The 13,788-nt window shown below is 46.0% G+C and carries 6 protein-coding genes, 2 rRNA genes and 1 riboswitch (1 of these 9 only partly in view); of the genes, 5 read left to right on the top strand and 3 right to left on the bottom strand.

What is annotated here, in order from left to right; all coding sequences use genetic code 11:
- The 4 genes from ACJJI4_RS14365 to ACJJI4_RS14350 form a co-directional block, all read left to right on the top strand.
- A 23S ribosomal RNA gene (locus ACJJI4_RS14365) occupies window positions 1–2,050 on the top strand (it extends 832 nt beyond the left edge of the window).
- A 203-nt stretch (window positions 2,051–2,253) separates the two neighbouring features.
- Window positions 2,254–2,369, top strand: a 5S ribosomal RNA gene (rrf, locus tag ACJJI4_RS14360).
- 496 nt (window positions 2,370–2,865) lie between these two features.
- Window positions 2,866–5,076, top strand: a complete 2,211-nt coding sequence (locus tag ACJJI4_RS14355) for a hypothetical protein (RefSeq protein WP_444925594.1) — start codon at window positions 2,866–2,868, stop codon at window positions 5,074–5,076.
- A gap of 454 nt (window positions 5,077–5,530) precedes the next feature.
- A complete protein-coding gene (locus ACJJI4_RS14350) occupies window positions 5,531–7,072 on the top strand; it encodes a thioredoxin domain-containing protein (protein WP_444925593.1) in 1,542 nt (513 codons plus the stop codon).
- A 288-nt stretch (window positions 7,073–7,360) separates the two neighbouring features.
- On the opposite strand, the gene ACJJI4_RS14345 is transcribed toward ACJJI4_RS14350, so the two are convergent.
- The 3 genes from ACJJI4_RS14345 to ACJJI4_RS14335 all read right to left on the bottom strand — a co-directional run bounded on the left by ACJJI4_RS14345 (window position 7,361) and on the right by ACJJI4_RS14335 (window position 11,415).
- Entirely contained in the window at window positions 7,361–8,476 is a 1,116-nt protein-coding gene (locus tag ACJJI4_RS14345) for a DUF3419 family protein (protein WP_444925592.1), read from the bottom strand.
- Between the two features lie 24 nt (window positions 8,477–8,500).
- Window positions 8,501–9,628: an SDR family oxidoreductase gene (locus ACJJI4_RS14340; RefSeq protein WP_444925591.1), complete on the bottom strand. Its 1,128-nt coding sequence runs from the start codon at window positions 9,626–9,628 to the stop codon at window positions 8,501–8,503.
- 860 nt (window positions 9,629–10,488) lie between these two features.
- Entirely contained in the window at window positions 10,489–11,415 is a 927-nt protein-coding gene (locus ACJJI4_RS14335; protein ID WP_444925590.1) for an SGNH/GDSL hydrolase family protein, read from the bottom strand.
- A 262-nt stretch (window positions 11,416–11,677) separates the two neighbouring features.
- Window positions 11,678–11,776, top strand: a riboswitch (TPP riboswitch).
- Between the two features lie 85 nt (window positions 11,777–11,861).
- Between ACJJI4_RS14335 and thiC the strand changes: the two genes are divergently transcribed.
- Window positions 11,862–13,772, top strand: a complete 1,911-nt coding sequence (gene thiC, locus ACJJI4_RS14330; protein WP_444925589.1) for a phosphomethylpyrimidine synthase ThiC — start codon at window positions 11,862–11,864, stop codon at window positions 13,770–13,772.
- Window positions 13,773–13,788: the final 16 nt, after the last annotated feature.

Raw genomic sequence — 13,788 nt, 5'->3', positions numbered from 1 at the left:
CCCTCGGGGGTAGAGCACTGTTTGGGCTAGGGGGTCATCCCGACTTACCAACCCCATGCAAACTCCGAATACCGAGGAGTGCAATCGCGGGAGACACACGGCGGGTGCTAACGTCCGTCGTGGAAAGGGAAACAACCCAGACCGCCAGCTAAGGTCCCAAATATCAGTTAAGTGGGAAACGATGTGGGAAGGCCCAGACAGCTAGGAGGTTGGCTTAGAAGCAGCCATCCTTTAAAGAAAGCGTAATAGCTCACTAGTCGAGTCGGCCTGCGCGGAAGATATACCGGGGCTCAAACTGATAACCGAAGCTGCGGATGCTCTTAGGAGCATGGTAGAGGAGCGTTGTGTAAGCCGTTGAAGGTGGATCGGGAGGTCTGCTGGAGGTATCACAAGTGCGAATGCTGACATGAGTAACGATAAGGGAGGTGAAAAACCTCCCCGCCGGAAGACCAAGGGTTCCTGTCCAACGCTAATCGGGACAGGGTTAGTCGACCCCTAAGGCGAGGGCGAAAGCCGTAGTCGATGGGAAACAGGTTAATATTCCTGTACTCGCTATTACTGCGACGGAGTGACGGAGAAGGCTAGGCCAGCATGGCGATTGGTTGTCCATGTTTAAGGTTGTAGGCTGGGGACTTAGGCAAATCCGGGTCCCTAAGGCTGAGAACTGATGACGAAGCCCACTTAGTGGGTGAAGTGGTTGATGCCCTGCTTCCAGGAAAAACTTCTAAGCTTCAGGTAATAGTGAATCGTACTCTAAACCGACACAGGTGGTCAGGTAGAGAATACCAAGGCGCTTGAGAGAACTCTGGTGAAGGAACTAGGCAAAATGGTACCGTAACTTCGGGAGAAGGTACGCCGGTTTTGGTGATGGGACTTGCTCCCTAAGCTGAGGCCGGTCGAAGTGACCAGGTGGCTGCGACTGTTTATTAAAAACATAGCACTCTGCAAACTCGTAAGAGGACGTATAGGGTGTGACGCCTGCCCGGTGCCGGAAGGTTAATTGATGGGGTTAGCTTCGGCGAAGCTCTTGATCGAAGCCCCGGTAAACGGCGGCCGTAACTATAACGGTCCTAAGGTAGCGAAATTCCTTGTCGGGTAAGTTCCGACCTGCACGAATGGCGTAACGATGGCCACGCTGTCTCCACCAGAGACTCAGTGAAATTGAAATCGCTGTTAAGATGCAGTGTACCCGCGGCTAGACGGAAAGACCCCGTGAACCTTTACTACAGCTTTGCACTGAACTTTGAGCCTATTTGTGTAGGATAGGTGGGAGGCTTTGAAGCAGCGACGCTAGTTGTTGTGGAGCCGTCCTTGAAATACCACCCTGGTATGTTTGAGGTTCTAACTCTGGTCCGTTATCCGGATCGAGGACAGTGTATGGTGGGTAGTTTGACTGGGGCGGTCTCCTCCCAAAGAGTAACGGAGGAGTACGAAGGTGCACTCAGCATGGTCGGAAATCATGCAATGAGCATAATGGTATAAGTGCGCTTGACTGCGAGACAGACATGTCGAGCAGGTACGAAAGTAGGTCATAGTGATCCGGTGGTTCTGTATGGAAGGGCCATCGCTCAACGGATAAAAGGTACTCCGGGGATAACAGGCTGATACCGCCCAAGAGTTCACATCGACGGCGGTGTTTGGCACCTCGATGTCGGCTCATCACATCCTGGGGCTGAAGCCGGTCCCAAGGGTATGGCTGTTCGCCATTTAAAGTGGTACGCGAGCTGGGTTTAGAACGTCGTGAGACAGTTCGGTCCCTATCTGCCGTGGGCGTTGGAGATTTGAGAAGAGTTGCTCCTAGTACGAGAGGACCGGAGTGAACGAACCTCTGGTGTTCCGGTTGTCACGCCAGTGGCATTGCCGGGTAGCTATGTTCGGACGGGATAACCGCTGAAAGCATCTAAGCGGGAAGCCTCCTTCAAGATAAGATCTCCCTGAGGCCTTGAGCCTCCTGAAGGGCCGTGGAAGACTACCACGTTGATAGGCTGGGTGTGGAAGCGTTGTGAGGCGTTGAGCTAACCAGTACTAATTGCCCGTGCGGCTTGACCATACAACAGAGATGGTTACTAACGACTAGCTAAGCTAGCGGATTGTGAGTTAGAGACATACGATCGCTTGCGGTGTATTACTACAGATTGTTTTACCGACTTATTTGGGGTTATCGCCGGTCACCAACATGACCGAGGCAAACAGCGATAACACGGCAGGCCAAGCACTTTGCTTATAAGACCAACGCCAACCCAAGCCAGTTTGCCTGACGACAATAGAGTTGTGGAACCACCTGATCCCTTGCCGAACTCAGAAGTGAAACGCAACATCGCCGATGGTAGTGTGGGGCTTCCCCATGTGAGAGTAGGTCATCGTCAGGCTTCTAATCCGAAAAGGGCCACCCAATAGGGTGGCCTTTTTTTTATGTTTAAAAAACAAAGAAAATAGAAAATCCCCGCCCACAACGTGCTGAGTTTTACTCGCTATACAACGTAGATCACGGTACATCCATAACTTATTAAAAACTAAAAAACTCTGACCTGTATCAAGAAAAGTCAGGGGAAAAATTTATAAATCATATTGATTTCTTAGCGGTCAATTTTTTATAGAACAATGGTGCAGGATGGATGTAAAAAACTTGATTTTATTCCATTGATTCTGGATAGTCGCCCGTTGCCTCTTCTTGTCCACTGAGATGATGCTTTTTTTGAGCAGCTCTTACGCTAGACACCATAGATGCGATAGTTGACTTCTGGCTTGGGTGAGTAGTCGACGATAGCTAAAGACGCATTAAGCCGTATCGGGAAAACTATAAACACCCGATTAGGAGATGATGGCTACTGCCGCTGGGCGCTAAAAATATTGAAGGAAATTTAGATGCACATTCTTACGCTGTACCAATCAATTTTGCGATGGTTTTTATTGATGACCGTTGCTGTTTCACTGACCGCTTGTGGTGGCGGTGGTAGTGCCGGCGGTGATGATGATGATGGTGGTGGTGGTGGTGGTGGTGGTGGTGGTGGTGAAGCCACTTATAGTATTGATGTAGAGCTGCAAGATCTTGAGACGGGTGAGGTGGTGCAAACCCCAAACCCCGAGGAGCCTGTACGTGTTCAGGTAACTATTAAGCTTGACGGAGATCCTGTTGCCTCTAGCAATATTTTGGTTACAACGACTTTGGGTGAGTTGGTGCCTGGCAGTGGAGTTGTGACGACTGATGACAGTGGCGTTGCATCTCTAGAGTTGGACCTTGAGGGAGAAGAGGTCGGGAATGCTGGTGAAATTATTGTAGCTTATGACGACATCAGTACTGACCAGGATCCTTACTCACCTCTAGTATTTACTGTTGGAGAGCCCTCTTTGCAGTTAGGTTATTTAGATGGTAATCAACAGTTCGTACCTGGTGAGCTGGAAATTACTGCCCAAGATTTGTCCTCTAGAGGCACTACGCCTATTAGTGTCTACGTACAAGGCCCTGATGGAGATCTCTATGCCAAGCGGATGCAAGTGGAGTTTTCCAGTAATTGCAGCTTGAGCGAGCCAGCCGTTGCTACCCTTGATTCCCCGGTTACGACAACAGAGGGAAAAGCGACATCCACCTATACAGCACTGGGCTGTGTAGGTGAGGATAGCATTTCGGCGGTCCTATCTGATTACCCGAGTATATCAGCCACTGGCCAGCTTACCGTAATGCCTCCAGAAATAGGTTCTATAGAGTTTGTGAGTGCAGAGCCTGAAATCATCAATATTCAAGGTTCTGGTGGTAAGGAAACATCAGAAGTGCGTTTTCAGGTTTTCAGTAAAGATGACCTGCCAATGAGTGGAGTAGAAGTTGGCTTCACTTTGGAAGATGGGGATGGAAACGTAAGCCTTGCTAGCAACTCCGGAACGACTGATGCTGAAGGTGAAGTAATAGCTTTAGTTTCTGCAGGAAGCGTATCGCTACCAATTCGGGTAAAAGCCACAGTCACTGATGAAAATGGGACTTCTTATAGTACTGTATCTAGTGATTTAGTCGTCTCGGCAGGCATTCTTGATCAAGACTCTTTTTCTTTGTCCGCTAGCGTTCTTAGAGTGAATGGTGATGCCTATGACGGTGTTAAGTCTGAAATCACTATTAGGGTCGGTGACGATGACAATACGATTCCTGATGGTACGGCTATCTCTTTTAAAACTGAGTATGGGCGTATTGCCGGCTACTGCACTACTGAAGGTGGGGACTGTTCAGTAGATTGGAATAGCCAGAACCCCCGAGCACCTCTGGAGTATAAATTCCTTGGTGATGACGGTGAGATGCATTCGCTTCGGACTATTAATAATACGAAATGTCCAGTGACTGGCCTAATGGGCTACCCGTGTCCACAGCCGCTGGGCCAGCCTTATGGCGGTCGCTCTACTATTCTCGCCTATGCACTAGGGCAGGAAAGTTTTACTGATGCGAACAGTAATGGACAATATGACACTGGAGAAACGTTTGTAGATTTACCGGAAGCATTTTTGGATCACAATGAAGATGGTGCCTTTGGGAATTCCAAAAGTTCCGGTAGTTGCTACCCCGGTTGCCCAGAAGAGGCCGGTGATGAAGAGGTGTTTATTCCATTAAATGACAATGGAAAATACGACAGCGGTAATGGTATTTATAACGGTCTTAGCTGTTCGGAAGCAGCTGAAGCGGATGGCGCTTGCTCTAAAGAGCTTGTTCATGTAAGAGAGGAGCTCGTAATTCTTGTGGCAGGAGAGGCCCCCCACGGAATATTTCAAACTTTGGATGGTAATTATACTACTAGACCTGAAGTTGAAATTGCATTAGGGGGGGCGACCCATTTTGACTTTTATCTTTCTGACAAATACAACGGGCATTTGCCTGAAGGTACGACAGTGAAGACTATTTCAGAGAATTGTCAGGTTAGTTACGGTTCTGCTGAGATTCCGTTTGGCCCAGAATTGGTTGCATTTACTATCACTGCTCCCAGTGATGCTGATTATGGTTCAGAGTACGTGACAGTTGAGGTCAACGTCCCTGCTCCAGGTGGCGATTCGGGTAGTGGCGTTACTAAGGCCTGGCAGATTAAGTGTACCGTTAAATAACGTATCTTAACCTGGTGAGAGTCAGGATTCTGGTAGCGAATTTGATACTTACCGGGCCGTAGTTACGGCCCGGTATATTTTAAAGAGGCAAACACCTAAATTAGTTGGCTATAACTTTTGTTGCGTGTTTAGTTTGATAGTGATTGCCGTAACTAGCTCAAGTGAGGTCTCGTTGATCTATTTCTGGTTTATCCAGAAGGCCAAACTGGTAGCTAGCCCTTCTTTATGGACTAGCGAGCCCCATTCCTAGAGAATCACCAACCACCCAAATCCCCCCCTCGCCCGCATTTACAGGAAATAATTGCTTCTCCTGCCTCTAGATTGTTGCCTCTGGTGCCAAAAAGCATGTCTAGTTCCCATTTTGTGATTGCAGCAGCGACAAGCCTCGATGTAAGAGGCTGAAATGAGAATTGGGCGGTAAGATTGGTCAAAACCGGTAAAAGGAGAATTGCCAGTGAATGGGCTAGGACGCATTTTAATAATTTTAATGGTTTCCGGGAGTTTGGGTGTAATTAATGGTTGCGCCGAGGACACGAAAGCGATTGCAGAGGGTAGGGTAGCTGATCAGCATGCTGTCGCTGCGAGAATAGGAGGGAGGGAAGTTACTGTACAAGAACTGGACAGAGATCTTCAGTTTGTTTTGTACGATATCGCGGAGATGGAACACAAGCTGCGCCTGAATAAGCTTCATGAATTTATTTCTGAAACCTCAGGGGCTGGTACAGATGTTGAAATTCTTCTGCCTGTTCCTAAGCCGCCGCGCATCGAGCTCTCCTATGGGAACAGGGCTGTACGTGGTAATCCTGAAGCGCCTGTAACAGTAGCCGTTTTTTGTTCTTTTCAGTCCCCTCACTGTAAGTCTTTCCAGCCTGTACTGAGGCAGCTACTAAGTGAATATCCTGGTTGGGTGCGACAGGTTAATTTTGATTTCCCCTTAAAGTTTCACCGCGAGGGCGTTAGGGCGGCTGTTTCCGCTCGATGTGCTGGGGATCAAGATACTTTCTGGGAGTACCACGATGCCCTTTATGCAAGAACCCCAAATTTAGGAGATAGCGCATACATTCAGACGGCCAAGCACTTGTCAGTTGATAGCGCTTACTTTGCAAGTTGTGTAGAGGATGAAAGTTATAGGGCGCTAGTCCTCAAGGATCAAGAAACAGCTTTACAGCTGGGGCTCAAAAACGTACCGGTGGTTTTTATCAATGGACTCTACTTAAAGGGGAAGCGATCCTTTGAGCAGTATTCTTATTGGGTAGAAAGGGAGTTGGCGAAACTTAATATAGATCAAAAACAAAAGCATACCTGGGAGCAACAGAGAAATAGTAAAAATAGACTTCCCGTAACGAATCTTCCTCTTGCTCTAGTGGGTATTAGTGAATCGAGCATAGAAAATAAGTCTAGAGCTCTAGTAGAAGTAGAGGGACAGAAGGCTCGATATTATTCCTTGGGACAGCCTCTTCTCAAAGATGTTTCCTTGAGGCGTTTGGAGGGTAACTATGCTGTTATTAACAATCAGGGCACACTGGAGCGTTTATTGCTTCAAGGTGAGGAAGGTAATACGGTGTCTTTAACTTATTCTCATCAGCACACTGAGGAACTGCGCCAGCGCATTGAACAGCCTCATGGTGAGAAAGGAAAAAAATTAATTGAGCCTGCGGGAGTGTTGACTCTTGGACAAGAGTGGCTATCGAAACAGCTTGAGCAGCGCGAATCCTTAGAGGCCAAGTTTACCAAGGCGGAATTAGAAGTTGAAGGGCACCATTTGATACGTCTGGAGGGTGTGGCTGGCAATGAATTTTTTACTGCGTTGGGGTTTGAGGATAATGATGTGCTATTGAGAGTCAACGATAGTTGGGTTCACAGTGGTCAAAATGGGTTGTGGAGTGCCCTTGCCAGTGGAAAGGTAATAGATGTAGCTTTTATGAGGAAAGGTCTGCCACACCGATTACAGTATGTGGTTGAAGAGCTTGGCTACTTTGAAGAAAAGTCAAAATAGCCAGTTGTACGAGGGGGCGTTGGTCATCACTAGGGTTGTATAAATGGTGATAACGTAGCTAGCAGGACAGTTGTTAAAAGCAGTTCCGCAAGGCCAATACCCCCTTGTCCGGCAAGTTGGAGTGTTTATTTTGGGGGCTTTGATGTTAAAAGAACCATTCAATTAAAAAGCTGCCTAGTTTATCAATGTTGCAGGCTTAAATTTCAGGAGGGTAGTCTAAAAGCAGTTGCTAACTCAATTTGTGTAATAGTGAAACATTGGTGATGATGGTTGAAATAGTGAGAAAAGCTAGTTGGTGCATTTTACGCCAACGTTAAAGCTGTAAACAAAAGACATATCACTATTGCCCAGCTCTTCTTCTAAGGCCGGATCAAATATAAACTTACTTTTAAAAAGATCGGGAATTCTTCTCTTTGTAATAAAGTGGCGCATACATAATATACAGTTTTCATTGCCAGCTGAGTGTATTGAGTTTAGTAGGGAAATGAAGTTTTCTTCGTTGAGATAAGCGGAAACGTCAGAAATCGAAAATTTGTCAATCTTGGTTTCTAGTCGATCTAAATATGTTTCTAGTGGTGATGTTACTGTTTCTATGATGGAGTTATTTAATGCATCCTTTATTGCCGGATAATTTTTTTTCTCTAAATATAAAGGTAGTCCATGTTCTGGGTTATATTTTCCTGTTAATAAGAAAGTCATAAAGAAATTTTCAAGGATCAGGTGGTTCATTAGGGAGTGATCCATCCTGCTTATCAAATACTTGGGAATCGATACTTGTTGAGGGATATGCTGGTAGAATCCGGGGTCTTTCAGGAAAAGCCTGAAGATAGACTCGCTGGTTAGAAAGTGCAAAAAGTGTTTCCAGGCTGGGGTATTCCATTTTTGCTCAACAAATTTACGTTGCTCTTCAATGTTCTTGAATGTGACTAACGTTCTTATCTTGCTTGGGCGAATAGTTTTAATGATGGCACTAATCAATTTAAAGTGTTTCTCAAAGGCTCCTTCGAAGATAGCTCCCCTCTTGATTGTTTTTGTATTTTCTGTCCAAAATGATTCTGCTTCTTTTGAGAGGTGATGTTTTACTTTGTTGTAAGTATGCAATCTTTTATTGCATGGAAGAATCCCTATAAATTTCAGGAAATTCTCATAATTTAACTCCTGTATTCCGGCTTTTTTAAGTTCTAAGAGGTGGTTTTGGCAAGGGTTTAGATCGATTGCGGTTATTTTTTTAGGTTTGTCTAACAAGAGGCTTAATACGCGATCTCCGCCGCCAGTAACACATAAAATATTGTCGTTTTCATTTATATTTAAGGCTTTTAATTCGGATCTGGAGTCTTCATTTGGGCCGGAGTAACTGATTCTGTTTGCGTAAGTGGATTGTAATATGTCATTGGGGCTATTCATGATATGTTTGATTGGGGGGTTGTTTCAATAACTTGTTTGGTTTAAAAAGTAGTCCACAATCTTGGTTAGGTAGCTATTGCTATTGCACCATTGGTTTTGTACCGGGTGGCCTAATACTCTTTGGCTATTTTTACTACAAAATCTAAAGTCACTGTTCAAAAAGGGACCGTTTTGCATTCTATTAATGATCTTAAGTAGGCGCTTTTCCAATTCAGACAAGTTATTTAATGCTGTGTGATCATCTTGGAGCTGTCTTAGGTCTAGATTAAAGTAAATCCGATTAAATTGAACAAAATCATCGATTGTCATTGGCTTGGAATCTGCAATGTTAAAATATTGACTTGCTGTGGTTTCATGGTTGTCTGAGATGTTTAATATCGCATCGCAACAAACATCTACAGGGATAATGTTAATGGGTCGACCTGAAAGATATTTTAAATGAATGGGTAGTTTTACATTTTTTTCTTTTAATCGATTTAGCAGCTTCACATATTCATAGTAGCCGGACTGGGAATTTGTATAACCGGTCACTGAGTCACCTAAAACAATCGTAGGCCTGTAAATCGTATACTGTAGGTTTTTGGATGCCGCGATTAAGTTCTCTGCCATATTTTTAGTGTAATCATAGGCGTTAAAAAACTCTTTTGGCTGATAGAGGGTCTCCTCGATTCTCTCCCCGTTGGCGTAGTCTTTACCACCAATAAAGCTAGTCGATATTTGATTGAGTCGACATCTGGTTGTTACCGCGATGTCAATGAGTCGCTTTACACCATTGACGTTAGTATTCATACTTTGCTGCAGATTGCTAAAGCTGTAACGCATATCTGCTGCACAATTCCATATGGAGTCAATGTGTAAGGAGCATAACTGGCTGTAAGATGTAGAAGACAGCCCCAAGCTGGGTTTGTTCAAGTCACCTGATATGATTGTAAGCCGATTGAAGTCATTCTCTGTGAGCTTATAAATAGGATTGACAGCGCTATTTTTTTGCTTGAGTTGTTCGAGTCGATTGTGGATATCACTTCGAGCAATCAAAACTACATTGAAGCCTTTTCTTAATAATCCCCACGTCAAGTATTGGCCTATAAAGCCAAAGCCGCCGACAATGAGCTGTATTCTTTTTAATTCTATTATTTTAGAAAATTGTTTCAAAAAATATTGATCTTGATTTATTAAATTATGCGAATCAGTCATGAGGTTGAAGTAGGATTTTTCTATAGGCTAAGTAGTATTGCTCTTCCATTAAATTATTTTTGGTTGCTGCTTTTTTCATAAAAAAATACAAAAAATGTACTAAAGCAGATTTTTTCACAAGGACGCCTGTTGCTGAAGTAGCGAAATTGTTCATTCGGTTTCAGAGGTTAATAGGCTGTAGGTAAAATTAGAAAGTAGTATTGAGCGGTAGATACAGCACAACGTGATTGTCCATCGTGATAGTTGTACCACTAACTCCAACTATGGAGTTTCAGTTGGGTATCGTTGAATAATTGTAGTAGATTTGAGTAGATCGTTCATATGTTGACTGCATATCCATTTGTCTCAGCAGTCGAGATCAAGAATAATTCAGGTACTTCTCCTTGAGCCTTGAGTGCATTAACTTCTTGTCCCAATTGCTTATGGAAGGCTTGGTGTTTATTGTAAAAGAAACTTTCGCTAAACCAATTTTCATACTTGATTAATTCGGATAAATAATCTTCTAGGCTCATGATGGCCTGAGTGATTTGTCGAGGTTATAGTATGTGCGAGCTAGTAAAATTTGAATAAACTGGTTTTACGAGATCGCTCTCAATTAGCCTAAGGGACTATTTTCTCTTGTGACTGGAATGAGCTTTGGAGTGCTCTTACCAGTGGAAAAGTAATTGATGTCGCCTTTATGAGAAAGGGTTTGCCGCATAGATTGCAGTATGTGGTTGAAGAGAGTGGTTACTTTGATGAGGATTTAGGTAAGTGAATTGATTAGGGCCCGCGCTACTTTATTGCGGGCCCTGAATTTACCGAGCAGTAAAAGTTACTTATTTATCTGGATTTCCTTGCCACAGCAGGTCAGCGACAATATTTTGTCCTTGAATGCTTGGGTGGAAACAGTCTCCACCATCAATATCATCTTTATTAAACTGAAAAGTCCCGGCATTTAACTGATCCTCACCGGTATATTCAGCAACAACTTCTACCCCATTCATACCGTTGTAACTTTCTGCTTCCTCAACAAGGATTTCGTTATAACGTTGTTGGGCTGCGGCTATTCCGTTATATCGAGTAGCAAAGCTCTCTCCATTCATCGAGCCGCCATTTGTTGCAATTCGGCAGATTCCGAAAGTCGACCAGACACTCTCGCAATCTACGCGGGAATTACCGCTTTGCTTATCCAGACCCGCTGCCCGGAGATCGTGTACTCGTGGTACTGAGCCGAGTACTATCGTTGAACCGTTAGGGAGACCATCGACTAATTTGTCCAGTCCAGCTTGAACTGCCGAGCGCCACTCGCTATCGGTGTAGAGTGGATCGTTACAGTTGGCTGGATCGACGCATTCCCGGTTACAGATGTCATTGCCACCCAATACAACCTCGACATGATCAGGTAAATTACTTTGGGATAGAATCCGATCGGCTTGAGTGGAGAAATTGTCGCCTCCACTACGCATCTCAGCACCGGATTCCGCTGCGCTTTTATTGGCAGCCATATTGGGGTAGTTAACTTTATATTTATCGTGAACACTCTCCACTGAATTGTCGTCGCCGTCAAACCAGGAATGCTCGGGTTGGTCCCCGCCGAGAAGACAAAACAGGTCCCAGAAATACTTATTGCGGGTACAGTCTGCACCGAATGCCATGGTAATACTGTCACCCGCAGCAACAGACTTGGAGGGGGCTGCCATTGCTGGCTGTATCGACAAGATGCTCAAACAGAGCGTTACTAGAACTCCATATTTATTCAACATTATATTTTCTCCCACACCGACTTTCGCCGTAAGTTGTTATCATTTTTTTCACTGCTCCGGTAAACGAGAAGGAGTGTAGGACGCACTCAGATATTGTGAGTGATGAATGCTTGAGACCCTTTGGTCAGTTATCAATAAATTGAAGTCTGTTGGAGTTTTGTCGCCAAGAGCATTGATTACATTATTGGCGTTTCAAAGCTTTACTTTTTCTGGAACAGTTTTATGCCATCTGTTCTTCTTCTGATGCTTCCACTATACTGCGCTCTACTTGTCGGAGTGCCTGTGGGCTGAGATCGCTGTTGCGAGATCCGTTGAACCTGATCGGGGTAACCCCCGCGTAGGGAACAAGATCTGAAGTCGCCTGTTTTGTTACAGTTTGGCGTCTTTTCTCTTTGTATGTGCCCTGGATGCTGCGACCTTTAAATTTCCAAGTTTTAAGGTTACGCATGTCTGAGATCATTGAACAATCCGGTAAAGCCGGAAAGTCCTCCCGCGCTACCAGTCGCGATTCCGCTAAAGAATTTCTTGAGAATCTCACGGTTCAGTCTTTTCCCAACTCGAGCAAGGTGTATTTGCCCGGTGAAACTCCCGACATCCAGGTTGGTGCTCGTCAGATCTGTCTGGGAGATAGTTTGGTAGGGGGGGATGCAGAGAACCCGGTGTTTGAACCCAATGAGCCCCTCACCATTTACGACACTTCGGGCCCCTATTCCGAGCCCAATTTTAAAGTGGACGTACGGGAAGGGCTGCCCAAATTGCGCCAGGGCTGGATAGAGGCCCGCAGAGATACTGAACTGCTGGACTCCCGCCAAGCGGCCTACAGCCAGAAGCGTATGGCGGACCAGGGGTTGGATCATATCCGCTTTGAAAACCTTCCCAGCCCTCGCCGGGCCAAACCGGGACAGAATGTATCGCAGATGCACTATGCCCGCTGCGGCATTATTACCCCAGAGATGGAATTTATCGCAGTACGCGAAAATATGGGGCGAGCCAAGTTGGCAGCGGAAATGAGTGAAAGTGAATACCAGAAGGCACGTGATGGTATTTACATCCCCGAGCAAATTACGCCGGAATTTGTGCGCCGGGAAGTTGCAGAAGGGCGGGCAATTATCCCGGCGAATATTAATCACCCGGAAGTGGAGCCGATGATTATCGGGCGCAACTTCCTGTGCAAGGTGAATGCAAATATTGGTAATTCGGCTGTGACTTCTTCCATTGAAGAGGAAGTGGAGAAACTGGTTTGGTCTACCAAGTGGGGCGCGGACACGGTGATGGATCTGTCTACCGGTGCCAATATCCACGAAACCCGCGAGTGGATTCTGCGCAACTCGCCAGTGCCCATTGGTACTGTGCCGATTTACCAGGCGCTGGAGAAAGTAAACGGAATTGCTGAGGACCTTAACTGGGATGTGTTCCGCGATACCTTGATTGAGCAGGCGGAACAGGGGGTGGATTACTTCACGATTCATGCTGGCGTGCTTTTGCGCTATGTGCCGCTCACTGCCAAACGGATGACCGGGATTGTTTCCCGTGGTGGTTCCATTATGGCCAAGTGGTGCCTCGCCCATCACCAAGAGAATTTCCTCTACACCCACTTTGAGGAAATCTGCGAGATTATGAAGGCTTACGATGTGAGCTTTAGTCTCGGTGATGGCCTGCGCCCGGGCTCCATTGCGGATGCTAACGATGAAGCCCAGTTTGGCGAGCTGCACACGCTTGGCGAGCTGACTGAAATTGCCTGGAAGCACGATGTTCAGACGATGATCGAAGGCCCCGGCCATGTGGCTATCCATAAGATTAAAGAAAATATGGATGAGCAGCTGAAGCGCTGCCACGGCGCACCTTTCTACACTCTAGGTCCATTGACCACGGATATTGCTCCCGGCTACGACCACATTACTTCCGGCATCGGCGCTGCACTTATCGGCACCTACGGTTGCGCCATGCTCTGCTATGTGACCCCCAAAGAGCACCTGGGTCTACCCAATAAAGAGGATGTTAAAGAGGGCCTTATGGCATATAAGATTGCGGCTCATGCCGCAGACTTGGCCAAAGGGCATCCGCGGGCACAGAAGCGCGATGACGCCCTGTCAAAAGCCCGCTTTGAATTCCGTTGGGAAGATCAGTTCAACCTCGGCTTGGATCCGGAGCGGGCACGCACCTATCACGATGAAACCTTGCCAAAGGAATCCGGCAAGGTAGCTCACTTCTGCTCCATGTGCGGCCCGAAATTCTGCTCCATGAAAATCACCCAGGATGTGCGCGATTATGCGGCCAAGCAGGAAGCGGCACAGGGCATGGAGGAAATGTCGATTAAATTTAAGGACATGGGTAGCGAGATTTATCACAAGGGCTGATGAGTATTTTGGGGGA

This window comes from Microbulbifer maximicatervae (SeqCode) (genome assembly GCF_052467305.1).
Note: the sequence above shows the minus strand (reverse complement) of the source record. Positions and strands in the feature narration are given on the sequence as shown.